The 24,051-nt window shown below is 70.1% G+C and carries 20 protein-coding genes, 1 tRNA gene, 1 pseudogene and 1 riboswitch; of the genes and pseudogenes, 14 read left to right on the plus strand and 8 right to left on the minus strand.

The window, feature by feature from the left end; all coding sequences use genetic code 11:
- A pseudogene (locus tag ACFWM2_RS14250) lies at positions 1 to 229 on the minus strand (hypothetical protein); the annotation flags it as partial.
- On the opposite strand from ACFWM2_RS14250, the gene ACFWM2_RS14255 reads away from it, so the two are divergent.
- From ACFWM2_RS14255 to ACFWM2_RS14290, 8 genes are all read left to right on the plus strand, one after another.
- Positions 204 to 692, plus strand: a complete 489-nt coding sequence (locus tag ACFWM2_RS14255) for a LysM peptidoglycan-binding domain-containing protein (protein WP_383278033.1) — start codon at positions 204 to 206, stop codon at positions 690 to 692. The pseudogene ACFWM2_RS14250 and the gene ACFWM2_RS14255 overlap by 26 nt on opposite strands.
- A 216-nt stretch (positions 693 to 908) precedes the next feature.
- Positions 909 to 1,074, plus strand: a riboswitch (cyclic di-AMP (ydaO/yuaA leader).
- A 4-nt stretch (positions 1,075 to 1,078) separates the two neighbouring features.
- On the plus strand, positions 1,079 to 1,756 hold the full coding sequence (locus ACFWM2_RS14260) for a transglycosylase family protein (protein WP_383278036.1): 678 nt from the start codon (positions 1,079 to 1,081) through the stop codon (positions 1,754 to 1,756).
- A 585-nt stretch (positions 1,757 to 2,341) separates the two neighbouring features.
- Complete coding sequence (gene eno, locus ACFWM2_RS14265; RefSeq protein WP_383278039.1) at positions 2,342 to 3,628, plus strand: phosphopyruvate hydratase; 1,287 nt, start codon at positions 2,342 to 2,344, stop codon at positions 3,626 to 3,628.
- A 142-nt stretch (positions 3,629 to 3,770) separates the two neighbouring features.
- Entirely contained in the window at positions 3,771 to 4,247 is a 477-nt protein-coding gene (locus ACFWM2_RS14270; RefSeq protein ID WP_383278041.1) for a septum formation initiator family protein, read from the plus strand.
- Positions 4,248 to 4,315: 68 nt separating this feature from the next.
- On the plus strand, positions 4,316 to 4,840 hold the full coding sequence (locus ACFWM2_RS14275) for a DUF501 domain-containing protein (RefSeq protein WP_383278044.1): 525 nt from the start codon (positions 4,316 to 4,318) through the stop codon (positions 4,838 to 4,840).
- Between the two features lie 161 nt (positions 4,841 to 5,001).
- Complete coding sequence (locus ACFWM2_RS14280; protein WP_383278047.1) at positions 5,002 to 5,952, plus strand: exopolyphosphatase; 951 nt, start codon at positions 5,002 to 5,004, stop codon at positions 5,950 to 5,952.
- Between the two features lie 536 nt (positions 5,953 to 6,488).
- Positions 6,489 to 7,913, plus strand: a complete 1,425-nt coding sequence (locus ACFWM2_RS14285) for an NAD(P)/FAD-dependent oxidoreductase (RefSeq protein ID WP_383278049.1) — start codon at positions 6,489 to 6,491, stop codon at positions 7,911 to 7,913.
- Positions 7,914 to 8,177: 264 nt separating this feature from the next.
- Positions 8,178 to 9,473 carry a class I SAM-dependent methyltransferase gene (locus ACFWM2_RS14290; protein ID WP_383278051.1) on the plus strand — a complete coding sequence of 432 codons (1,296 nt, stop codon included), beginning with the start codon at positions 8,178 to 8,180 and terminating at the stop codon, positions 9,471 to 9,473.
- A 59-nt stretch (positions 9,474 to 9,532) separates the two neighbouring features.
- Here ACFWM2_RS14290 and ACFWM2_RS14295 read toward each other — a convergent pair whose 3' ends face one another.
- Together ACFWM2_RS14295 and ACFWM2_RS14300 are read right to left on the minus strand one after the other, a co-directional pair.
- The gene (locus ACFWM2_RS14295) at positions 9,533 to 12,061 is read right to left on the minus strand and encodes an ABC transporter permease (protein ID WP_383278053.1); all 2,529 of its coding nucleotides are present in this window, start codon (positions 12,059 to 12,061) and stop codon (positions 9,533 to 9,535) included.
- Between the two features lie 82 nt (positions 12,062 to 12,143).
- Positions 12,144 to 12,914: an ABC transporter ATP-binding protein gene (locus ACFWM2_RS14300; RefSeq protein WP_383278055.1), complete on the minus strand. Its 771-nt coding sequence runs from the start codon at positions 12,912 to 12,914 to the stop codon at positions 12,144 to 12,146.
- A 389-nt stretch (positions 12,915 to 13,303) separates the two neighbouring features.
- Between ACFWM2_RS14300 and ACFWM2_RS14305 the strand changes: the two genes are divergently transcribed.
- The 3 genes from ACFWM2_RS14305 to ACFWM2_RS14315 all read left to right on the plus strand — a co-directional run bounded on the left by ACFWM2_RS14305 (position 13,304) and on the right by ACFWM2_RS14315 (position 15,841).
- Positions 13,304 to 13,386 (plus strand) — tRNA-Leu (locus ACFWM2_RS14305).
- A gap of 199 nt (positions 13,387 to 13,585) precedes the next feature.
- Positions 13,586 to 14,761 carry a 4-hydroxybenzoate 3-monooxygenase gene (locus ACFWM2_RS14310; protein WP_383278057.1) on the plus strand — a complete coding sequence of 392 codons (1,176 nt, stop codon included), beginning with the start codon at positions 13,586 to 13,588 and terminating at the stop codon, positions 14,759 to 14,761.
- A gap of 192 nt (positions 14,762 to 14,953) precedes the next feature.
- Positions 14,954 to 15,841, plus strand: coding sequence for a Bax inhibitor-1/YccA family protein (locus ACFWM2_RS14315; protein ID WP_383278060.1), 888 nt, complete (start codon positions 14,954 to 14,956; stop codon positions 15,839 to 15,841).
- Between the two features lie 103 nt (positions 15,842 to 15,944).
- Here ACFWM2_RS14315 and ACFWM2_RS14320 read toward each other — a convergent pair whose 3' ends face one another.
- On the minus strand, positions 15,945 to 16,175 hold the full coding sequence (locus tag ACFWM2_RS14320) for a DUF4287 domain-containing protein (protein ID WP_055612668.1): 231 nt from the start codon (positions 16,173 to 16,175) through the stop codon (positions 15,945 to 15,947).
- A gap of 103 nt (positions 16,176 to 16,278) precedes the next feature.
- On the opposite strand from ACFWM2_RS14320, the gene ACFWM2_RS14325 reads away from it, so the two are divergent.
- Positions 16,279 to 16,590 carry a hypothetical protein gene (locus ACFWM2_RS14325; RefSeq protein ID WP_383278063.1) on the plus strand — a complete coding sequence of 104 codons (312 nt, stop codon included), beginning with the start codon at positions 16,279 to 16,281 and terminating at the stop codon, positions 16,588 to 16,590.
- A gap of 78 nt (positions 16,591 to 16,668) precedes the next feature.
- Here ACFWM2_RS14325 and ACFWM2_RS14330 read toward each other — a convergent pair whose 3' ends face one another.
- The 3 genes from ACFWM2_RS14330 to ACFWM2_RS14340 form a co-directional block, all read right to left on the minus strand.
- A complete protein-coding gene (locus tag ACFWM2_RS14330; protein ID WP_383278066.1) occupies positions 16,669 to 17,451 on the minus strand; it encodes a hypothetical protein in 783 nt (260 codons plus the stop codon).
- 295 nt (positions 17,452 to 17,746) lie between these two features.
- The gene (locus tag ACFWM2_RS14335; RefSeq protein ID WP_383278069.1) at positions 17,747 to 18,967 is read right to left on the minus strand and encodes an acetyl-CoA C-acetyltransferase; all 1,221 of its coding nucleotides are present in this window, start codon (positions 18,965 to 18,967) and stop codon (positions 17,747 to 17,749) included.
- 274 nt (positions 18,968 to 19,241) lie between these two features.
- Positions 19,242 to 20,267, minus strand: a complete 1,026-nt coding sequence (locus tag ACFWM2_RS14340; protein WP_383278072.1) for an SGNH/GDSL hydrolase family protein — start codon at positions 20,265 to 20,267, stop codon at positions 19,242 to 19,244.
- Positions 20,268 to 20,438: 171 nt separating this feature from the next.
- Here ACFWM2_RS14340 and ACFWM2_RS14345 point away from each other — a divergent pair, with 171 nt between their 5' ends.
- Positions 20,439 to 21,833, plus strand: a complete 1,395-nt coding sequence (locus tag ACFWM2_RS14345) for a cystathionine beta-synthase (RefSeq protein ID WP_383278075.1) — start codon at positions 20,439 to 20,441, stop codon at positions 21,831 to 21,833.
- Between the two features lie 411 nt (positions 21,834 to 22,244).
- Here ACFWM2_RS14345 and ACFWM2_RS14350 read toward each other — a convergent pair whose 3' ends face one another.
- Positions 22,245 to 23,099: a helix-turn-helix transcriptional regulator gene (locus tag ACFWM2_RS14350; RefSeq protein WP_383278078.1), complete on the minus strand. Its 855-nt coding sequence runs from the start codon at positions 23,097 to 23,099 to the stop codon at positions 22,245 to 22,247.
- A 148-nt stretch (positions 23,100 to 23,247) separates the two neighbouring features.
- On the opposite strand from ACFWM2_RS14350, the gene ACFWM2_RS14355 reads away from it, so the two are divergent.
- The gene (locus ACFWM2_RS14355) at positions 23,248 to 24,009 is read left to right on the plus strand and encodes an SDR family oxidoreductase (RefSeq protein WP_383278080.1); all 762 of its coding nucleotides are present in this window, start codon (positions 23,248 to 23,250) and stop codon (positions 24,007 to 24,009) included.
- Positions 24,010 to 24,051 lie beyond the last annotated feature (42 nt).

The raw sequence follows: 24,051 nt of genomic DNA on the forward strand, positions 1-24,051 counted from the left end.
TTTTTGCCTCTTGGCCCCCTTGTGTTCCGCCCTCAGGGCTAGGAAAGGACACCGGCTCGTTAGACGGGAAAGTGGGTGGGTCGGACGCCTCCTCTTCTCCCCCCAGTTCCGCGTCGACGGACTCGTCCGGCACGTCGGGCTCGCTCGACTCCTCGCCGGCCGACTCCTCCGGCTCGTCCAGCTCCTCTTCGTCCGAGTCCCCCTTGCCCGATTCGTCCTCTTCTGGCACCTCCTCGGATGCGGCCGAAAACTCGACGACGTCCGACACCTCCTCGGGTTCGAGTGGTAGCTCGGACGACGCGAGCACGGACGCCGGTACGGCAAAGGGTGACGAGTCGGACAAGTCCGGGCAGAGTGACGACTCTTCGGAGGCGCCCGACGCGACCGGAACCGACGCGACCGGCTCGGGGCGCCACCGCGGCGACAGTGCGGACGACAGCGCCGCGAGCGGCTCGTCCGCGGGGCGCGACGAGGACGCGGCCGGGCGGCATGCCTCACGCGACTCCGGTGCGGCCCGCGACGCCGCCGACGGCTCCTACACCGTCCGTCCCGGCGACAGTCTCTGGACCATCGCCGACTCCCTTGACCTCAAGGGCGGATGGTCCGAGCTCTACGCCGCGAACAAGAAGTCGGTCGGCGCCGACCCCGACCTCATCCTGCCCGGTCAGAGCCTTGAGCTCGGTAGTGACTAAGTAGCTGTCAGCTGGCGAATCAGGTACAAATCAGCGGCAGTTCACGTCATGATTCGCCGTGGAATGTCCGGTTTGGCGAGATGAGAGATGGGTCTCAGAAGCCCTGATCGTCTTTGAAATTCCGTCGGTCGCGTGTCTACGGTCGTGACCGCTCGCCACAGCGGGCCCCGATGGTCGCAACGCCGAATCCTGCCAGCGGCCGTACGGGAACAGTCGTCGCTTCAAGCGCCGTAGGCAGGAGCGGGGGACCCAAGGTAAGTGCCGCACCGGACAGTTGACCGGGACGGCTTGGGGTTAAGCCGCGCACTGAAGAGTGCGCGGCCGGGCAACTCACTCGGCCCGAACCCGACAGCTCACCTCGCAGGCGTCGGTGAGGGGATCACTTCATGCTGCTTTCCGGCAAGGGCAAGCACCGTCGCCCGTCCAAGGCCACCCGTGTCGCCACGCTCGCCGGCGTCACCGGCGTCGCCATCGCCGCCCCGCTGATGGCGGCCGGCAACGCCTCCGCCGCCTCCACCTCCGAGTGGGACACCGTCGCCCAGTGCGAGTCCGGCGGCAACTGGTCCATCAACACCGGCAACGGCTACTACGGCGGTCTGCAGTTCTCGCCCTCCACCTGGGCCGCGTACGGCGGTACCTCGTACGCCTCCAGCGCCGACCAGGCCTCCAAGTCGCAGCAGATCGCCGTCGGCGAGAAGGTTCTCGCCGCGCAGGGCAAGGGTGCCTGGCCGACCTGCGGCACCGGCCTGTCCGGCGCCTCCCCGTCGAACTCGGGCAGCTCGCAGAGCACGACCCCGTCGCAGCAGCAGAGCACTCAGTCGCAGGAGCAGCGCGCCTCCCGTTCGCAGGAGCGTCCCGCGGCGAAGAAGACCGTCGAGACCCCGACCGGCAAGAAGGTCAAGAAGGGCGACGGCGAGTACAAGGTCGTCAAGGGTGACACCCTCAGCTCGATCGCCGAGAAGAAGAACGTCAAGGGCGGCTGGCAGAAGCTGTTCAAGCTGAACAAGGACATCGTCGACGACGCCGACTTCATCTTCCCGGGTCAGCAGCTCCACCTGAGCTGACACCCCTGAGCCGACATCCGCCCCTCGACCGGTCGGCGGACCGGTCGCGAGGCTGAGGAAGCTCGTAGTTGAACCACAGTGCCCTCACATCCGTGACCTCCAAGGTGGAGGCCTCGTGAGGGTCGCCCCCGTCCCCCACGGGCTGCCCCGTCCCGGTGCGTTCTCCCCCGTACGCACCGGGGCGGGGCTTTTTCGTGCCCTCAACGGGCTCCGGCCGCGCTCCGGTCGGGCTCCGGTCTGGTTCCGGTCGAACTCCGGCCACGCTCCGGTCGGGCTCCCGCCTGGTCCCGGCCGTGCTTCGCCCGCGCCCCGTCGGGCCCCCACTCTGGTTCCGGCCGCGCTCCGCTCGGGCCTTCACCCGGCCCCCCACCCGTCTCCACCCCGCTCCACCCGGGTTCCGGTTTCGCGGCGGGTCAAGGTCCGCTCTTTGTTCCGTTCGGAAACAATTTACTCTCGGTTCCGTCCAGGGGGCGGTCGAGGGCTGGCCGATCCCGCGGAGCCGGTTAGGCTCGTCCCGCGGAGCCCCAGCGGCGCCGCACCTGCCGGGCCACGGTCCGGCGTACCCGCGTCACATCCAAGAAGGAGATGCTCGTGCCGTCCATCGACGTCGTCGTAGCCCGGGAAATCCTCGACTCGCGAGGCAACCCCACCGTCGAGGTCGAGGTCGGCCTCGACGACGGCAGCACGGGTCGTGCCGCCGTCCCGTCCGGAGCCTCCACCGGTGCCTTCGAGGCCATCGAGCTGCGCGACGGTGACCCCAACCGCTACGGCGGCAAGGGTGTCGAGAAGGCCGTCCTCGCGGTCATCGAGCAGATCGGCCCGGAGCTCGTCGGTTACGACGCCACCGAGCAGCGCCTGATCGACCAGGCGATGTTCGACCTGGACGCCACCGACAACAAGGGCTCGCTCGGCGCCAACGCCATCCTCGGCGTCTCGCTCGCCGTCGCGCACGCCGCCTCCGAGGCCAGCGACCTGCCGCTGTTCCGCTACCTTGGCGGCCCGAACGCGCACCTGCTGCCCGTCCCGATGATGAACATCCTGAACGGCGGGTCGCACGCCGACTCGAACGTGGACATCCAGGAGTTCATGATCGCCCCGATCGGCGCGGAGTCCTTCTCCGAGGCGCTGCGCTGGGGCGCCGAGGTCTACCACACCCTCAAGAAGGTGCTGAAGACCAAGGGCCTGTCCACCGGCCTCGGTGACGAGGGCGGCTTCGCCCCGAACCTGGAGTCCAACCGCGCCGCCCTCGACCTCATCGTCGAGGCCATCAAGCAGGCCGGTTACATCCCCGGTGAGCAGATCGCGCTCGCGCTCGACGTCGCCGCGTCCGAGTTCTACAAGGACGGCAAGTACGAGTTCGAGGGCAAGTCCCGCTCGGCCGCCGAGATGACCGAGTACTACGAGGAGCTCGTCTCCGCGTACCCGCTGATCTCCATCGAGGACCCGCTGTACGAGGACGACTGGGCCGGCTGGAAGGTGATCACCGACAAGATCGGCGACAAGGTCCAGATCGTCGGTGACGACCTCTTCGTCACCAACCCGGAGCGCCTGGCCCGTGGCATCGAGGAGGGCTCCGCCAACGCCCTGCTCGTCAAGGTCAACCAGATCGGTTCGCTGACCGAGACCCTGGACGCCGTCGAGCTGGCCCAGCGCAACGGCTTCAAGTGCATGATGTCCCACCGCTCCGGCGAGACCGAGGACGTCACCATCGCCGACCTCGCGGTCGCCGTGAACTGCGGCCAGATCAAGACCGGCGCCCCGGCCCGCTCGGACCGCGTCGCCAAGTACAACCAGCTGCTGCGCATCGAGGAGATCCTCGACGACGCCGCGGTGTACGCCGGTCGCAGCGCATTCCCCCGCTTCAAGGGCTGACGCCCTGCGCTCGGCGGTTCCCCGCTTCAAGGGCTGAGCCGCACCCGCTTGGGAAGCGTCGTACGTACGTCCCCGTACTCGGTCCCGTACCGTGTGCGGGGACGTACGCACGTGACGGGCTTGTTCCGGGGAGGCGGGATTCATGGCCGTGAAGGACCGGGACCGGTTCTCCACCGCGACCAGGCTGCGGGCGCTGGGTGAGCAGACGGCGGCCCGGGTCTACCGCTCGCAGACGAAGCGTCAGGCCCGCCGCTCCCGGCTCACCAGCCGGGCAGCGCTCCTGGCGCTCGTCCTCTGCTCCCTGATCGTGGCCCTGGCGTACCCGACAAGGCAGTACGTGTCCCAGCGCGCCGAGGTCGCCGACCTGGAGCGGCAGCAGGACCAGGCCAGGGAGCGGGTCGAGCAGCTGCGCGACCTCAAGGCACGCTGGCAGGACGACGCGTACGCCGAGCAGCAGATCCGGTTGCGGCTGCACTATGTGATGCCGGGCGAGACCGGCTACATCGTGATCGACCCGGACGCCGCGAAGCAGTCCCGCGCCGAACAGGGCGCGGCCGCCCGTCCCTGGTACGCCAACGTCTGGGACGGCGTGGACAAGTCCGACCGCGCCGCCCGGTGAGCGGGCCGGCGCCCCGGCCGCTCGCCCGCTCCGACCACCGAACTGACTAGAGAGACAAAAGCACAGGCATGGAAACCCCTCCGCCGCCCACCCCGCGCACCGAGCCGACCGACGCGGACGTCGAGGCCTTCAGGCAGCAGCTCGGCCGGCCGCCGCGCGGACTGCGCGCGATCGTGCACCGCTGCCCCTGCGGCCAGCCCGACGTGGTGGAGACGGCCCCCCGGCTCCCCGACGGCACGCCGTTCCCGACGACGTACTACCTGACGTGTCCGCGCGCGGCGTCGGCGATCGGCACCCTCGAGGCGAACGGCGTCATGAAGGAGATGACGGACCGTCTGGCGACCGACCCCGAGCTGGCCGCGGCCTACCGTGCCGCCCACGAGGACTACATCGCCCGCCGCGACTCCATCGAGGTCCTGGAGGGCTTCCCGAGCGCGGGTGGCATGCCGGACCGGGTGAAGTGCCTGCACGTACTCGTGGCGCACTCCCTGGCCGCGGGCCCGGGTGTGAACCCCCTCGGCGACGAGGCGATCGCCCTGCTGCCGGAGTGGTGGCGCAAGGGCGCGTGCGTGGTCCCTGCCGGCGAGAGCTGACCTTCTCCAGAGCCGTCCGCAGTTTCGGCCCCTCCGGCGTTCGAGGAGCGGGGTCTGGGAGCAGAGCCCCGGGTACGGGACCGGCAGGGGCGCAGAGGGCGAAACCATTGCCGCAACGCCCCGTCCGGGAAACAGCGCCTTCACGACAGGAGACCGAACGCATGACCAGGGTCGCCGCCATCGACTGCGGTACCAACTCGATCCGTCTGCTCGTCGCGGACGCGGACCCGGCGACCGGTGAACTCGTCGACCTGGACCGCCGGATGACCATCGTCCGGCTGGGCCAGGGCGTGGACCGGACGGGACGGCTCGCGCCCGAGGCGCTGGAGCGGACCTTCGCCGCCTGCCGTGAGTACGCGGCGGTCATCAAGGAGCACGGCGCCGAGCGGATCCGCTTCGTCGCCACCTCGGCCACCCGCGACGCGGAGAACCGGGACGAGTTCGTCCGAGGGGTCCTGGACATCCTCGGGGTGGAGCCCGAGGTCATCACCGGCGACGAGGAGGCGGAGTTCTCCTTCACGGGTGCGACCAGGGAGCTGACCGGGCGGGACGACCTGGCCAAGCCCTACCTGGTGGTGGACATCGGCGGCGGCTCCACGGAACTGGTCGTCGGGGAGGACCACGTGCGCGCAGCGCGGTCCGTCGACATCGGCTGCGTACGGATGACCGAGCGGCATCTCGTGCACGACGGGGTGGTCACCGACCCGCCGACGGCCGCGCAGATCGAGGCCGTGCGCGCCGACATCGAGGCCGCGCTGGACCTCGCCGAGCGGACGGTCCCGCTGCGCGAGGCCCGTACCCTGGTCGGCCTCGCCGGCTCGGTCACCACGGTGGCGGCGATCGCGCTGGACCTCCCCGCGTACGACTCCACGGTGATCCACCACTCCCGGGTCACCCTCGACCGGGTCCGCGAGATCAGCGACTGGCTGCTCGCCTCGACGCACGCCGAGCGCGCGGCGATCCCCTCCATGCACGCCGGCCGCGTCGACGTCATCGCCGCCGGGGCCCTCGTACTCCTCGCGATCATGGAGCGGATCGGGGCACGCGAGGTCGTCGTCAGCGAGCACGACATCCTCGACGGCATCGCCTACCGGGCCGCGGAAGAGGCGTAGGGGGCGACGGCCTGAGCGGCCGGCGCCCGCAGGACGCGACGGGTGCGATCGAGCCGCTTCGGCCTGCATCGAGCCGCTTCGGCTGCATCGAACCGCTTTGGAGCCGGCTTCGGCTACCCGCCGGTAGCCCTCGGCTGAGCAGGTCATATAACGTATGAGCGGGCCCGAGAGGCCTTCCGGACCCCCTCCGTGACGTGCCGTCGGGAAAGTTCGTGAAGTTCTTCACAAGGAAATCGGCCCTGTTGGGCGCGGATTTCGATCCATCGGCCCCTCCCGGGGTCCCCATGGGCCGTCAGGGGTGCCCGCGAGGGTGTTCCGGGGGTGTTTCGGGGGTGTGAAACGAGGGGCTGGTCCAGCGGGTCCGAAGGGCCGGAGTGGCAGCTCACGCGGTGTTGACAACGGTCCGCACGGCACGGTGGTTCCCCGCCGTGGGCATGACCTGGGTCACGTGAGCCGCGCAGTGTAGCAGAGCCCCCGCCCAAGCTTGTGAAGGGGCGCACGAGCGACCCCCCTGATGCAGGTGGATACTCGATGGCATGAGCACCACGGAGCGTCCCAGGATCCTCGTAGTAGGCGGTGGGTACGTAGGCCTGTACGCAGCTCGGCGCATCCTCAAGAAGATGCGCTACGGCGAGGCGACCGTCACGGTCGTCGACCCCCGGTCGTACATGACCTACCAGCCCTTCCTCCCCGAAGCCGCCGCCGGCAGCATTTCGCCTCGGCACGTCGTCGTCCCGCTGCGACGCGTGCTGCCCAAGGCGGAAGTTCTCACCGGCCGCGTGACCACCATCGACCAGGACCGCAAGGTCGCGACGATCGCCCCCCTCGTGGGCGAGGCGTACGAGCTGCCTTTCGACTACCTCGTCATCGCGATGGGCGCGGTCTCCCGCACCTTCCCGATCCCCGGCCTCGCCGAGCAGGGCATCGGTATGAAGGGCATCGAGGAGGCCATCGGCCTGCGCAACCACGTCCTCGAGCAGCTGGACAAGGCCGACTCCACGACCGACGAGGACGTCCGCCGCAAGGCGTTGACCTTCGTCTTCGTGGGCGGTGGCTTCGCCGGTGCGGAGACCATCGGTGAGGTCGAGGACATGGCCCGCGACGCGGCCAAGTACTACTCCAGCGTGTCCCGCGAGGACATGCGCTTCATCCTCGTCGACGCCGCGGACAAGATCCTTCCCGAGGTCGGCCCGAAGCTCGGCCAGTACGGCAAGGAGCACCTGGAGAGCCGTGGGGTCGAGGTCTACCTCTCCACCTCCATGGACTCCTGCGTCGACGGCCACGTGGTCCTGAAGAACGGGCTCGAGGTCGACTCCAACACGATCGTGTGGACGGCCGGCGTCAAGCCGAACCCGGTGCTCTCCCGCTTCGGTCTGCCGCTCGGCCCGCGCGGTCACGTGGACACCCAGGCCACCCTCCAGGTCCAGGGCACGGACTACATCTGGGCCGCGGGCGACAACGCCCAGGTGCCGGACATCGCCGCCCGCAAGGCCGGTGTGGAGAACGCCTGGTGCCCGCCGAACGCCCAGCACGCGCTGCGTCAGTCGAAGGTCCTCGGTGACAACGTGATCTCCGGTATGCGGGGCTTCCCGCAGAAGGAGTACGCGCACGCCAACAAGGGTGCGGTGGCCGGGCTCGGCCTCCACAAGGGCGTCGCGATGATCGTCATGGGCAAGGTGAAGATCAAGCTCAAGGGCCGGCTGGCGTGGTACATGCACCGCGGCTACCACGGCCTGGCGATGCCGACGTGGAACCGGAAGATCCGCGTCGTCGCCGACTGGACGCTGCAGATGTTCCTCAAGCGCGAGGTCGTCTCCCTCGGCGCGATGGAGACTCCGCGCGAGGAGTTCTACGAGGCTGCCAAGCCGGCGCCGGCCGCGGCCAAGGCCGCCGAGGCGAAGCTGCCTCCGGCGAAGACCGAGGCCAAGGCCGAGGCGAAGACCGAGGCGAAGGCCTCCTGACCGCCGGTCGCCCGACCGCCGGTCTCCTGGCCGCCGGTCACTGAACGCCCCGAAGGGGCCTCCCGCCATCCGTGGTGCGGGGGGCCTCTTCGGCGTTTCCGGGCGGCCCCGGGACCCCTTGAACAGGGGAGCCGGCGGCGCCAAGCGCATGGTGTGTACAGGTATTTTGCTCAGCCGTAACGCGGAAGGGGGACTGCGCGCGGGGGCGGTTGGTGTTTACGTGGTGTTGGACGTTCCGGGATCTGTTGTCACGGAGGTGTGGCCATGCCCGACGCCGCGCTGCGGCTGAAGAGCCTTTTCGAGCAGTTGCTGGGGACCCCGGTCCTGGTACGCATTCGTGCCTGGGACGGTTCGGAGGCAGGGCCCCCGGGCGCCCCCGCACTGGTGATCAGGAACCGCAGGGCCCTGCGCCGACTGCTCTGGAAACCGGGCGAGTTGGGGATCGCGCGGGCCTGGGTCGCCGGGGACCTCGGGGTGGAGGGAGACCTGTACGCCGCGCTGGACGTGATGGCCGGTCTCGTATGGGAGCGCGGAGAGGGCGCCAAGGGCCTGCGTGAGGCCCTGCGGGACCCGGACGTGCGGGCCGCGGCACGCGGGCTCATCCGGATGGGCGGCCCCCCGCTGCCGCCCGCACCGCCGCGCGAGGAGGTCCGCAGACGCCGCCATCTGCACACCAAGCGCAGCGACAGACGCGCCATCAGCCACCACTACGACGTGGGGAACGACTTCTACGAGATCGTCCTCGGCCCGTCGATGGTGTACTCCTGCGCCTACTGGGAGGAGGCCGGCACCCTGGAGGAGGCCCAGCGCGACAAGCTCGACCTCGTCTGCCGCAAGCTGGGGCTGAAGCCGGGGCTGCGGCTGCTGGACGTCGGCTGCGGCTGGGGCTCGATGGCCATCCACGCGGCCCGCGAGTACGGCGTGAGCGTCGTCGGCGTCACCCTGTCGCAGGAACAGGCCGCGTACGCCCGTAAGCGGGTCGCGGACGAGGGGCTGACCGACCGGGTCGAGATCCGGGTGCAGGACTACCGGGACGTCATCGACGGGCCGTACGACGCCATCTCCTCCATCGGCATGGCCGAGCACGTCGGCGCCGACCGCTATCTGGAGTACGCCCGGGTGCTGCACGCCCTGCTGAAGCCGGGCGGACGGCTGCTCAACCACCAGATCGCCCGGCGCCCCCAGATGGACGAATCGGCGTACAGCGTCGACGAGTTCATCGACGCGTACGTCTTCCCGGACGGTGAGCTCGCGCCCATCGGCACTACCTTGACGCAGCTGGAGCGGGCCGGCTTCGAGGTGCGCGACGTCGAGGTCCTCCGCGAGCACTACGCACTCACCCTGCGCCGCTGGGTCGCCAACCTGGAGGCGCAGTGGGTGCGGGCCGTACGGCTCACCAGCCCCGGCCGCGCCCGTGTCTGGCGCCTCTACATGGCGGCCAGCGCTCTCGCCTTCGAGCGCAACCGCATCGGCGTCAACCAGGTACTGGCGGTCCGGACACCCGAGGCCGGCACGTCCGGGCTGCCGCTGCGGGCCCGCACCTGGAACACCGGGACGTAGGGCACGGAACGGAGAAGGGGCCCCGCCCGGTGTCCGGACGGGGCCCCTGCCGTGCACCGCTACTCCGACTTGATCGCCCCCAGCATGTTCAGGCGGGCCGCCCGGCGGGCCGGCCACAGCGCGGCCAGCACGCCGACCGTCGCGGCCAGCAGCAGGAAGAGGGCCATCCGGCCCCAGGGCACGACGAGTTCATAGGTGGCCATCTTGGTGCCCAGCAGCTCTCCGGCGGCCCAGCCGAAGAAGACGCCCAGGCCGATGCCCAGCACCCCGCCGAAGAGCGAGATCACCAGGGACTCCAGCCGGACCATCCGCTTGATGCCCTTGCGGTCCAGGCCGATCGCGCGCAGCATCCCGATCTCCTGCGAGCGCTCGAAGACCGACATGGCGAGCGTGTTGATGACGCCGAGGACCGCGACGATGACCGCCATCGCCAGCAGGCCGTAGAGCATGTTCAGCATCAGGGTGAACATCTGCGCGATGTCGTTGGAGATGTCCTTCTTGTCCTGCACCTTGATGGCCGGGTTGTCGCCGAGGGCCTTCTCCAGCTTGTCCTTGACCTGGCCGGAGGCGCCGCCGGACGTCTTGAGCATGACCTGCATGTCCTGCGGGTCGCTCTGGTGCGGCGCGAGCACCGCGTTGTCGAGCATGATGCCGCGCATCATCTCGGTGCTCCGGTAGACACCGGCGACGCTCAGCCGCTGCTTCCTGCCGTCCTCGTAGGAGACCGTGAAGTGCGAACCGGTCTTCCAGCCGTGGGACTTCGCGGTGTCGTCGTCCACGACGACCCGGCTGCCGTCGACCTTGAAGGCACCCTCCGAGAGGGTCAGGTCGGTGAGGGAGGTGATGGACGCGCCGTTCACGCCCGTCAGGTACTCGGTCTCGCCGTCGATGCGCGAGGGAGCGTCACGCAGCGGACTGGTGGCGGTGACCCCGTCGGTGGCCGCGAGCTTCTTCTCGACCTCGGGGGAGAGCATGTTGCCGTTCGCCATCGACACCACGTAGTCGGCCTTGATCGCCGAGCTGGCCATCTTGTCGATCGACGTCTGCAGACTGCCCGCCATCACCGTCATGCCGGTGATCAGGGTGAGCCCGATCATCAGCGCCGAGGCGGTGGCGGCGGTACGGCGCGGATTGCGCACCGAGTTCTGACGGGCGAGCTTGCCGGAGACACCGAAGGCGCGCAGCACCGGCGCCGCGGAGGCGATGAGCGGGCGCGACAGCAGGGGCGTCAGGATGAAGACACCGATGATGAGCAGCACCGCGCCGAGGCCCATCGGGGCCTGGCCGTCGGAGCCGTCCATGGTGGTGGCGAAGAGGACCACGGCGACGCCGGCCGCCGAGAAGAGCGCGCCGAGGGTGTTGCGTACGACGAGCGACTTGGTGGTCGCCTTCGCGTGCACGCTGCTCATCGCGGCGACCGGCGGGATCTTCGCGGCGCGGCGGCCCGGCAGCCAGGCGGCCAGCATGGTGATCAGGACGCCGACGAGCAGCGCGGTGGCGATGGTGCCCGGCGAGACGACCAGCGGGCCGTCCGGGACGGTGGCGTCGAACGTGCCCATCAGGGCGCGCATTCCGGCGCCGATGCCGATACCCGCGGCCAGGCCGGTGACGGCCGCGACCGTGCCGACCACGAACGCCTCCAGCAGCACCGAGCGCGTGACCTGCCGGCGGGAGGCGCCGACGGCGCGCAGCAGCGCCAGTTCCCTGGTGCGCTGGGCGACCAGCATGGTGAAGGTGTTGGCGATGATGAACGTGCCGACGAACAGCGCGATGCCGGCGAAGACCAGCAGGCCCGTCTTCATCCCGCTCATCGCCGCGGCGATCTGCGTGGCCTGGTCGTCGGCGAGCTGCTTGCCCGTGGTGGTGGAGGCGACGTCCTTCGGCACGACCTCGTCGAGCGCGTTGCGCAGCGCGGTCTGGGTGGTGCCGGTCGCGGCCTTCACATCGATCTCGTCGTACTCGCCCGCCGAACCGAAGAGCTTCTGCGCGGTCGCCGTGTCGAACAGGGCGAGGCTGCCGCCGGCGGCGACATTGCCGTCGTCGGTGGTGAAGACGCCGGTGATGGTGGGCTTCAGAACCGGGCCGTCGACGGACAGCCGCACCGTGTCGCCGATCTTGTAGCCGGCCCGCCGGGCGGTCTCCGAGTCGACGGCCACCTCGTTCCTGCCCTGGGGCGCGTGACCGCTCGTCAGCGGGTAGCGCGGGTCCTTGTCCCCCCAGTAGTTGCCGCCCTGCGACTGGAAGCCGCCGCCGATCAGCTTGCCGTCCTTGTCGGCGATGGCGGTGAAGCCGTTCACGACACCGATGGTGGACTCGGCGCCGGGCACCGCGGCGGCCTTGTCCAGCAGCGCCTGGGTGAGCTTCGGCTCCTTGCCGATCTTGTCGCCCTCGTCCTGCCGGCCGTCGGGGTGGATGGCGACGTCGACCTGGTCGAAGCCCTTGGCGGAGCTCTTCTGGTAGGCGTCCGAGATGGTGTTGGTGAAGACCAGCGTGCCGGACACGAACGCCACGCCGAGCATCACGGCGAGCACGGTCATCAACAGCCTGGCCTTGTGCGCAAAGACGTTGCGCAAGGCGGTACGGAACATGGGTTTTCTCAGTCCAGGGAGAGTAGAAGCTCGTGTCCGCCGCGGCCGGCGGCGAGGGCGGAGGGAAGGTGCGCCGGGCGCCTCAGCTCGTACGGCCCTTGGCGTCGAACTGCTTCATACGGTCCAGGACCGCGTCGGCGGTGGGCTCGTACACCTCGTCGACGATGCGTCCGTCGGCGAGGAAGACGACGCGGTCGGCGTAGGCGGCGGCCACCGGGTCGTGGGTGACCATGACGACGGTCTGCCCCAGCTCCCGCACGGAGTTGCGCAGGAAGCCCAGGACCTCCGCGCCCGACCGGGAGTCGAGGTTTCCGGTGGGCTCGTCGCCGAAGATGATGTCGGGCCGGGAGGCGAGCGCGCGGGCCACCGCGACCCGCTGCTGCTGGCCGCCGGAGAGCTCGGAGGGCCGGTGGCCGAGCCGGTCGGCGAGCCCCACCATCCCGATCACGGTGTCCAGCCACTGCTTGTCCGGCTTGCGGCCCGCGATGTCCATGGGGAGCGTGATGTTCTCCAGCGCGGTCAGCGTCGGCAGCAGGTTGAACGCCTGGAAGATGAAGCCGATCTTGTCCCGGCGGAGCTTGGTGAGCTGCTTGTCCTTGAGGGACCCGAGCTCGGTCTCACCGATGCGCACGGAGCCGGAGGAGAAGGTGTCCAGGCCGGCCACGCAGTGCATCAGGGTGGACTTGCCGGATCCCGACGGGCCCATGATCGCGGTGAACTCGGCCTGCCGGAAGTCGACGGTCACCCGGTCCAGGGCGACCACCTGGGTCTCGCCCTGTCCGTAGACCTTCGACAGTTCCGTGGCGCGGGCGGCCACCGCGGTGGTCCGGCCGGCGAGGGGAGTGGTGGTCACGGGAGGGTGCTCCTGTCGGGACGACGACGTTCTGGGACGTCACCCATCCTCATGGCCGTACGACGCCGTGTAGTCAGCCGTAGTTCCGGTTCCCGGGGCAGACTCGGGGCGGACCGTGGGCGGTTGTGTCATACCTGGGGATGACGGCCACCCCTGAGGGGCGATCAGCCTCGCGGGTGGTGAACGTTCACGTCCGGGCGGTGAAATTCCGTCATTCCGTGTGCGCCGCGTTCGGCGACCAGAAAGGCTATTGGCAAGTGCCGACGGCCCGTACCCAGTGCTGATGCACCCTCAGACGTCAATAAAATAAGACAACATCGGGTCACTCTTTGACTGTTCGGGGGACGGTCCCCGATAGGCTCGGAACCTCGATGCGGAGCCCATGGCCTGCCCGGATGGTGGAATGCAGACACGGCGAGCTTAAACCTCGCTGCCCCTCGCGGGCGTACCGGTTCAAGTCCGGTTCCGGGCACCTCCGACAATCACGCGGACGAAACCACCGCTATGGGCGCAAGGGTCGTGTTCCGAGACACCGTAGACGCGCTGATCGCCCCCATTGACAGTCGGCCGGGACCGTCGGAGACTCGGAGGGCAGCCTAGTGAAGGAAATTTCACTGGACGAACAAGAGCGAAACAAGGCCGAGCGGGGCTCAGGAAGCAGAGGCGTTTCGATGCGTACCACCGTCGGGATCATCGGGGCCGGACCGGCCGGACTGCTGCTGGCGCGGCTGCTGCACAACGCGGGGATCGACTCCGTGGTCCTGGAGAGCCGCGACCGCGCCTACGTCGAGCACCGGCAGCGCGCCGGAATCCTGGAGCAGGGCACCGTCGACGTGCTGCGCGCGGCCGGGGCCGGGGAGCGCATGGACCGGGAGGGCCTGCGGCACGACGGCATCGAGCTGCGCTTCGACCGCAGGCGCCACCGTGTCGACTTCCCCGCCCTGACCGGCGGCAGCTCCGTGATGGTGTACGCGCAGACCGAGGTGTGCAAGGACCTCATCGCGCTCCAGCTCAAGGAGGGCGGACCGCTGCTCTTCGAGGCCGAGGCGCTCGCCGTGGAGGACGCCGAGAGCGAACGGCCGCGGGTGCGCTTCCGGCACGAGGGCCGCGAGGACGTGCTGGAGTGCGACTACGTGGTCGGCTGCGACGGTTCCTGGGGCGTCGCCCGCCGGGCGGTCCCGGCCGGCCTCTCCCGCGTCTTCGAGCGGACGTACCCCTTCGGGTGGCTGGGCATCCTCGCCGATGTCGCCCCCTCGCACGACGAGCTGGTGTACGCCCGCCACGACCGCGGATTCGCGCTGCTCAGCATGCGCTCGCCGGTCGTCTCGCGCCTCTACCTCCAGGTCCCCGAGGGCACCGACGCCGGGGCATGGAGCGACGAGGAGATTTGGGACGAGCTGGAGCGGCGCTTCGAGACCGCCGACGACTGGCGCCTCCAGCGGGGTCCGATCACCGCCAAGTCCGTGACCCCGATGCGCAGTTACGTCCACGAGCCGATGCGGCACGGCCGGCTCTTCCTGGCCGGGGACGCCGCGCACATCGTGCCGCCCACCGGGGCGAAGGGCCTGAACCTCGCGGTCGGCGACGTCGTCACCTTCGCCCGCGCCCTGGTCGGCCTCCGGGAGACCGGATCGGCCCAGCGGCTCGACGCGTACTCCGAGACCTGCCTGCGCCGCGTCTGGCAGGCCGAGCGGTTCTCGTACGACATGACGACGCTGCTGCACCGCGCCCCCGACGCCACCCCGTTCGAGGACCGGCTGCAGCTGGCCCGTCTGGAGCGGGTCGCCACGTCGCGCGCGGCCGAGACGGACCTCGCGGACGCCTATACGGGGTTTCCGCTGGACTGAGCGGGCAGCAGGAGGGTGCCGGGGTGGCACGGAGCGCCCTTGTCACGGCTCAGTACCAGTGCTCGCCGGACAGGGGACGGCCGCGTACCTTGGCACCACAAGGGAAAGATCCTCCCCAAGCAGTAGGGTCATTCCTTTGCCTACCTATTACTCTTGAGCCAAGGCCACGCAGGGTGGCCATGGAGGAGTGAAATGAGGAGCAGCAACCCGGTCTTCTCGCGACGGGGGTTCAGCCGCGACAACGGCTACGCGGGCTTCAACACCGCGCCGCAGGCCGGGGGAGCAGCAGTCGGCACGCAGGGCAACCCGTACGCCCAGCAGGGCGGCGGCAATCCCTACGCGCAGAACCCTTACGCGCAGCAGGACCAGTACGGCCCCGGCGCCCCGCCGCAGGCACCGGTCACCGCCGGCCGTATGACGATGGACGACGTCGTCATGCGCACGTCCATGACGCTGGGTACCGTCGCCGTCGGCGCGATCCTCGCCTGGGCGCTGCTGCCGGTGTCGTCGACGAGCTACGGGCTGGCCATCGGCTCCGCCCTCGTGGCCTTCGTGCTGGCGATCGTGCAGTCCTTCAAGCGCAAGGCCTCGCCCGCGCTGATCATCGGCTACGCGGCCTTCGAGGGTGTCTTCCTCGGGGTCATCAGCGAGATGTACAACAGCAGGTGGTCCGGCGCGCCCTTCCAGGCGGTCCTGGGCACCATGGCGGTCTCCGGCGCGACCCTGCTCGTCTACAAGGCGGGCTGGATCCGGGTGACCGCGCGGTACGCGCGCATCGGCATGGCCATCGCCATCGCCTTCATCCTGGCCATGGCGGTCAACCTGCTGCTGGTCGTCTTCGGTGTCGCCGAGGACGGCGGACTGCGCAGCATGGGCCCGCTCGGTGCGATCGTCGGCATCATCGCGATCATCCTCGGCGCGTTCTTCCTGACCCTCGACTTCAAGCAGATCGAGGACGGCATCGCGTACGGCGCACCCCGCGAGGAGGCCTGGCTGGCCGCGTTCGGCCTGACCATGACCCTCGTGTGGATCTACGTCGAGATGCTGCGGCTGGCCGCCATCTTCAGCAGCAGCGACTAGCCCGCGCACGCCGGCTGGTTGCACCGGTAGTCCGAAGGGCCCGCGAACCACTGGTTCGCGGGCCCTTCGTCGTCTGGTCCGATGTCGTCTCGGTGGTGCGCGCTCAGAGCAGTTTGCGCGCGGCCCTCCTCAGGTCGTACTCGTGAATGATCGCTTTGGCGTGGCCGTACGCGAGATTGTGCTCGGCGCGAAGCCAGCTGACCTTCTCCTCGAAGCGGAAGAGAGCGGGGCCGTCGTCGACGGTGCGAAGCCAGTCGGAGATCTCACGACCGGTGCAGTGGGGGATGCGGGCGAGCAGATTGCGATGGGTCTCCTCAGAGAAGACTTGGGACATCGGCGCCTCCGGACGCAATGGGATGTAAGCCGGTCCTTCACGCCACGGTGCCTGAGGGTTGGGGTGTTGGCAACAGTCCTGCTGCGGCGCGTAGTCTCGCGGCGTGCTGGATACGACGCCCCTGACCCGAGCCGTGGACCACTTCGCCGACCGGCTGCGGGCCGCGCCGCAGAGTCGGCTGCAACGAGGAGGGGCCACCGAGGCACTGGGTCTGGCCAGGGAGTTGGCACTGCGTGCCCAGCGTCTGGAGGACCCCTACGGCGACCCCCGGGAGATGCCCGACGCGGGCATGTTCGCGGCCGCCGACCAAATCACGGTCGCCGGGCACGATTTGGCGCTCGCACTGAAAGACGAGGGCGAACTGGCGGAGGCCATGGCCCTCGTGGCGGAGGCACAGAAACGCGCCGGAGTCTGATCGACTCCGGCGCGGATGCGTCGCCGGGCGGTACGGAGTGAGCGCGGGCGTGCTGCAGCGCCGTACGGGTGCAGCGACCTACAGGGACGCTATGACGCGGTCCGCGAGGATGTAGACGTTCTCCTCGCCGCACGCGAAGGTCAGGGCGTAGGCGCCCGAGACACCGGAGCCGCCCAGCAGCACGGGGGTGTGACCCGCCTGCAGGGCCGCGGCCAGCTGCTCCGCGGTCTCCCGGTGCCCCGGGGTCATGCACAGCGTCGTACCGTCCGCGAAGACGTAGACGTCGAGTGTGCCGAGCGGGCCCGGGCGGACGTCGGCCAGTTCGGTCTGGGACTCGGCGAGTTCCTCGAGGCAGGCCACCGTGCGCTCATGGTCGTTCACGACGGGTGACTGGACCGGTACGAAGTCCGGGTGCGAGGGGTGGCGGCGGCGGGCCGCGGCCAGCTCCGGGGACTCCCCGGTGAAGTCGTCGACGTCCAGGCCCGGCTCGGTCACCGGCTCCAGGTGCTCCAGACCCAGGAAGTCGGACTGACGCGGCAGGAACAGCTCGCTGTCGGGCAGGCCGAGCAGGGAAGGCGCGTCAGAGGCGTCACGCGCCTCCTGGGCGGCCCAGAAGGCCCGCGCCTCGGCCAGCTCCCGCTCGCGCTCCTCGGCGAGCGCCTCGGCCACCGCGGACCGTATCTCCTCGGCGTCGGAGGTGGAGCGGGCGGCGGGCACGAGTCCGCGTGCGGCGGAGGCGCGGCTCTCGGCGAGCTCGGTGTGCAGGGCTGCGACCTGCCGGCGCAGACCCCGCAGGGTGCGCAGAACGGCGACGCCCACAGCCGCGGTGGCGGCTGTGGTGAGCAGCAAAGCAATCGGCATGGCGCTCACTGACGTACTCCCGGTTCAAAGTCGACCCCCGACTTCCTACATCAGCTTGAAGGGCGGACTAACCAGCTGTCAGTGCGTAACGTCACGAATAGGGCAGGACTTTGGGCCCGGGGTTTACTCGCGGAACGGCTCTGACCTGCGTAAATCGCTCTCCGAAGGGAGATAGGTCACATCCTGGGGGAGATTGGATCACAAAACGGCCCAGAGCCCCGAAGTTTCCGGGATTCCGGGCCGGTTCGGTCACGGAGGGTTCAACTGCGGTCACCCATCCGGGACTAGAGCTCTCCTAGCTGAGGCGCTCGATGACCATGGCCATGCCCTGGCCGCCGCCGACGCACATCGTCTCCAGGCCGAACTGCTTGTCGTGGAACTGGAGGCTGTTGATGAGCGTGCCGGTGATGCGGGCGCCGGTCATGCCGAAGGGGTGGCCGACGGCGATGCCGCCGCCGTTCACGTTCAGCTTCTCCAGCGGGATGTTCAGGTCGCGGTAGGAGGGGATCACCTGGGCGGCGAAGGCCTCGTTGATCTCGAAGAGGTCGATGTCGTCGACGGTCAGGCCGGCGCGCCCCAGGGCCTGCTTGGACGCCTCCACCGGGCCGAGGCCCATGATCTCGGGGGAGAGGCCGGTGACGCCGGTCGAGACGATGCGGGCGAGCGGGGTGAGGCCGAGCTCGCGGGCCTTGGTGTCGCTCATGACGACGAGGGCGGCGGCGCCGTCGTTCAGCGGACAGCAGTTGCCCGCCGTGACCAGGCCGTCGGGGCGGAAGACCGGCTTGAGGCCCTGCACGCCTTCGAGGGTGACGCCGGCGCGGGGGCCGTCGTCCTTACTGACGACCGTGCCGTCGGGGGTCGTGACCGGGGTGATCTCCCGCTCCCAGAAGCCGTTCTTGATGGCTTCCTCGGCGAGGTTCTGCGAGCGGACGCCGAACTCGTCCATGTCCTGGCGGGTGACGCCCTTGATGCGGGCGAGGTTCTCCGCGGTCTGGCCCATCGCGATGTACGCGTCCGGGGGCAGGCCGTCCTCGCGCGGGTCGTGCCAGGACGCGCCCTCGCTCTGCGCGACGGCCTCGGTGCGGGCCTCCGCCTCCGCGAAGAGGGGGTTGCGGGTGTCGGGGAGGCTGTCGCTGTTGCCCTTGACGCTGCGGGACACCACCTCGACGCCGGCCGAGATGAAGACGTCGCCCTCGCCCGCCTTGATGGCGTGCAGGGCCATGCGGGACGTCTGCAGCGACGAGGAGCAGTAGCGGGTGATGGTGCAGCCCGGGAGGTGGTCCATGCCCATCTGTACGGCGACGATGCGGCCGAGGTTGAAGCCCTGCTCGCCGCCGGGCAGACCGCAGCCCAGCATCAGGTCGTCGATGTCCTTCGGGTCCAGCTCCGGGACCTTGGCGAGGGCGGCCTGGATGATCGTGGCGGTCAGGTCGTCGGGGCGCACGTCCTTCAGGGAGCCCTTGAAGGCGCGGCCGATCGGGGAGCGGGCGGCTGAGACGATCACGGCTTCGGGCATCACGGCTCCAGTGGGACGGGGGTTGGGCACGGCTGTTTGGAAGTTACCCGGCCGTACGCGCTCGGTCACCGGTATTGACGTGTGACTCGGGACGCACTTTCCAAGCGCTTGCTTTTTTCTGGCGTGGGCGCCTTTCGCTGGCGTGGGCGCCTTGAGCGGGGTCCGGCCTTGTCGCCGGTGCCCGTCCAGACCTGGGGCTCCGCCCCAGACCCCGCTCCTCAAACGCCGGAGGGGCTGATTCCTGCGCCGGTGCGGGGGTCTGGATGCGGAGCCCTCAGGAGGACGGGGCCGGTGTGGACGCCGGGTCGGTGGCGGGGAGGCGTCGGCGGCGGCGGCGTTTGAGGAGAGCCCAGGGGCCGCGCGGGCCCGTGGGCATCGCGGCCGTGACCTCGGTGCCGGGCTCGGACGCGGCCTCCGCGGCGGCCCGGGCCACCGGCAGGAAGCCCTCGCGACGGGAGACGTCCGGCCGCTCCTCCTCCGCCGGCCAGAGGCCGAGCGCGGCACAGACCGTGGGAAGGACGGCCATCGCGGCCGTGGCGTACCCCTCCGCGGACGGGTGGTAGTTGTCGGGCCCGAACAGCTCCCGGGGGTTCGCCTCGAACTCGGGGCCGAGGAGGTCGCCCAGCGACACCGTACGGCCGCCCTGCTCGACCGTGCCGATGGTCTGGGCGGCGGCCAGCTGCCGGGAGGCGCGACGGGCCAGCCAGCGCAGCGGCTGCTGGACCTGCTCGACCGTGCCGAGGTCGGGACAGGTGCCGACGACCACCTCCGCACCGGCGGTCCGCAGCCGCCGTACCGCCGATGACAGATGGCGGACGGAGCGGGTCGGTGGCATCCGGTGGGTGACATCGTTCGCGCCGACCATGATCACGCAGATATCGGGTACTCGGCCGGTGTCCGCGAGGGCGAGCGCTACCTGGCGGTCCAGGTCGTCCGACTGGGCCCCGGGCAGCGCCACATTGGTCAGCTCCACCGGGCGTTCCGCCACCGCGGCCAGCCCGGAGGCCAGCAGCGCCCCCGGAGTCTGGCGGGCCCGGTGCACCCCCTGCCCCGCGGCCGTGGAGTCCCCGAGCATGGCCAGCCGCAGCGGAGTTTCGTCGAGACCCGCGTACGCGTGCCCGTAGAGACCGTCCGCGCGCGGCGGATGACTGTGACCGTTTCCCACATGGCGCTTCGCCAGCTGCACCTCGGCCAGCACGACACCGATCGTGGCCGCGCCCACCAGCCCGATCCCGCCGCCGCCGTACGCCGCTCCCGCCGCGATGCGCCGGGCCACCCTCGCCCTCGACAAGCTCGACATGCGAAGCCGCCACCTCCTCGTAGCCGTACAACCACTGCTTGCCCCGTAGAGCGGGTCGGCCAATCTCAACGGCGGGTGCGGCACCTTCCGGAAGCAACCGCGGGACCCCCCTCCCACGTGGGGCCTTAGGCTGGCTGAACCATTCCTTGATACACAGCTCCGGAGACAACGGTGCAATTCCACGACTCGATGATCAGTCTCGTCGGCAACACCCCGCTGGTGAGGCTCAACAACGTGACCGCGGGCATTCAGGCGACCGTCCTGGCGAAGGTTGAGTACTTCAACCCCGGCGGATCCGTGAAGGACCGCATCGCGCTGCGCATGATCGAGGCCGCGGAGGAGAGCGGCGCCCTCAAGCCCGGCGGTACCATTGTCGAGCCGACCAGCGGAAACACCGGTGTCGGCCTCGCCATCGTGGCGCAGCAGAAGGGCTACAAGTGCATCTTCGTGTGCCCCGACAAGGTGAGCACCGACAAGATCAACGTGCTGCGCGCGTACGGCGCCGAGGTGGTCGTCTGCCCGACGGCCGTCGACCCCGAGCACCCGGACTCGTACTACAACGTCTCCGACCGGCTGGTGCGCGAGACGCCGGGCGCCTGGAAGCCGGACCAGTACTCCAACCCCCACAACCCCCTTTCGCACTATCACTCCACCGGCCCCGAGCTGTGGGAGCAGACGGAGGGGAAGATCACCCATTTCGTGGCGGGTGTGGGCACCGGCGGCACCATCTCCGGGACCGGGCGGTATCTGAAGGAAGCCAGTGACGGGCGGGTCCAGGTCATCGGCGCCGACCCCGAGGGGTCCGTGTACTCCGGCGGGTCCGGGCGGCCGTATCTCGTCGAGGGCGTCGGCGAGGACTTCTGGCCGACGGCCTACGACCGGACCGTCGCCGACGAGATCGTCCCCGTGTCCGACAAGGACTCCTTCCAGATGACGCGGCGGCTGGCCAAGGAGGAGGGACTGCTGGTCGGCGGCTCCTGCGGGATGGCCGTCGTGGCCGCGCTGCGGGTGGCCGAGCGGCTCGGCCCCGACGACGTCGTCGTCGTCCTGCTGCCGGACAGCGGCCGCGGCTACCTCAGCAAGATCTTCAACGACGAGTGGATGGCCGACTACGGCTTCCTCGAGGACACCGGCCCCAGCGCCCGCGTCGCCGACGTGCTCAGCGACAAGGAGCACGGCCACATCCCCTCGCTCGTCCACATGCACCCGGACGAGACGGTCGGCGAGGCCATCGAGGTGCTGCGCGAGTACGGCGTCTCGCAGATGCCGATCGTGAAGCCCGGCGCCGGTCACCCGGACGTCATGGCGGCCGAGGTCGTGGGGTCCGTCGTGGAGCGGGAGCTGCTGGACCACCTGTTCACCAAGAAGGCCTCGCTCGACGACCCGCTGGAGAAGCACATGTCGGCGCCGCTGCCGCAGGTCGGCTCCGGCGAGCCGGTCGGGGACCTGATGTCCGTGCTCGGTGCCGCCGACGCGGCGATCGTGCTGGTCGAGGGCAAGCCGACCGGGGTCATCAGCCGCCAGGACCTGCTGGCCTTCCTCGCCAAGGGCGGCGCGAAGCAGTAGCGGCACCGGCGGGAGACCGACATGGATCTCCCCCGTTCCGCGCCGAAAGGGATCTTCCGGCCCTTTCGGCGGGGAACTTCGCGGAAGTGGTACGAGCGCGTCACGTCCGCGCAGCACCCGCTTAACACGGGTCCGGCACATTGGTGGTTGTCGGCAAGGGCGGGAGCGGCTCCCCGCCCCGGCCGACACCAAAACGGCGTCAAGGACCTCCGGAGCGGCTCCCGGACCTCCAACGACGCCAAGGACGCGCAAGCCCGGCCCTGACCCGGCCCGCGTCCCTCGCGGGGACCGCCGTCGTCCCGCCCCCCGGCAACGGGGGTGCGGCGGTCCCCGCGGCAACTCTTTGCGGCAGCCGTCCTGCTGTGTGCGGCCTTCCTCCGGCTCCTGGCTGCCGCCTTCCGCGGCCCCCCGTCACCCCGTGCGGCTCGTCGCCCAACTGCCCAGCAGCGCCAGGCGTTCCGCCGTCTCCGAGCCCGGCTCCGGGGTGTAGACCACGAGCACCTGGTCGGGTTCCGAGGGCAGCGTCAGCGTCTCGTAGGGGAAGGTCAGCAGACCCACCTCGGGGTGCTGGATGCGCTTCACGCCGTACGTCTTCTCCTTGACCAGGTGGTCCGCCCACAGCCGGCGGAAGTCCTCGCTGCGCAGCGAGAGTTCGCCGACGAGCGCGCACAGCTTCTTGTCCTCGGGCCGGCGGGCCGCGTACAGGCGCAGATACGCGACGGACTCGGCGGCCACCGCCGGCCACTCCGGGTAGAGGTCGCGGGACGCGGGGTCGAGGAAGACATGGCGCGGGATGTTGCGCTCCTCGGACGTCATCCTGCTGTAGCCGGTGACCGCGTCGCCCAGCGTGTTCCAGGCCAGTACGTCGAGCCGGGGGCCGAGGACGAAGGCGGGGGCCTTCTCCACGGTGTCGAGCAGCAGTTGCACGCCGGGGCGGACGCGGAGCGCGGCCGGGCGGACCGGGTTCCTGGCCGGGCGCACCACCGTGTGCAGATAGGTCCGCTCCGTCTCGTCCAGGCGCAGTACCCGCGCGATCGCGTCCAGCACCGCGTCCGAGACTCCCCCGGACTTCGTCCGGGCGGCGCCTCCCGGGCCGCGGCCCTGTTCGAGCCGGATGTAGTAGTCGACGCTCACGCCCGCGAGTTGGGCGACCTCCTCGCGGCGCAGGCCCGGGACGCGGCGCCGTCCGTGCGAGGGCAGCCCCACCTCCTCGGGCTGGATGCGAGCGCGGCGCGAGCGCAGAAAGTCTCCGAGATCCCCGTCCATGAGTTCGATGGTAGGGGGCGCGGCCGGAACGGAGGCTGGTACTGGCAGACCCAGGAAAAGCTCAGCCCTGGGTAGCCGAGGCGCGCACGGCCAGAGTGGATCTCGTCGCCGGGAGAGACCGGGCGACGCGAACTCGGGGAGTACCCACATGTCGTACCAGACACTGGCCGGCCGCACCGCCGTCGTCACCGGAGCCGCGAGCGGGATGGGCGCCGCGACCGCGCGGCTGCTCGCCGCGCAGGGGGCGCGTGTTGCTCTGCTCGCCCGGCGCGGGGAGCGGCTGGCCGAACTCGCCGCGAAGATCGAGGCCGACGGCGGCCGGGCGCTGGCCGTGGTCGCCGACGTCACGGACGACGCATCGGTCCAGGCCGCGGTCGCGCGGGTCCACGAGGTGTACGGGAGCGTCGACCTGGTGGTGAACTCCGCGGGCGTGATGCTGCCCAACCCCATCGAGGGCGGCCGGATCGACGAATGGCAGCGGATGCTCGACACGAACGTGACCGGAGTGCTGCGCGTCATCCGCGCGTTCAACGGCGACCTGCTCGCCGCGGCCGCCGAGGGGCGCACCGCGGACCTGGTGAACATCTCCTCGATCGGTGCGCACGTCGCCTTCCCCAACTACGCGGTGTACGGCGCCACCAAGGCCGCACTGACCTATCTCTCGCAGTCCCTGCGCACGGAACTGGGGCCGCGCGGTGTGCGGGTCACCAACATCGAGCCGGGGCTCACGGAGACGGAGCTGGGCAGCCACATCGACAACGCCCGGCTCTCGGAGGAGCTGGACGGGATGTTCGGGGCGATCGGCTCGCTGTCGTCGGAGGAGATCGCGGACGTCGTCGCCTATGTGACGAGCCGGCCGCCCCACGTCAACCTGCGGCAGGTCATCGTCCTGCCGACCGCGCAGGCGTGAGCCGCGGAGGGCCGGGGTCCGTCCGGTGCATCTTGCGGTTCC

The sequence above is a fragment of the Streptomyces sp. NPDC058371 genome (assembly GCF_042723265.1).
Taxonomy (GTDB): domain Bacteria; phylum Actinomycetota; class Actinomycetes; order Streptomycetales; family Streptomycetaceae; genus Streptomyces.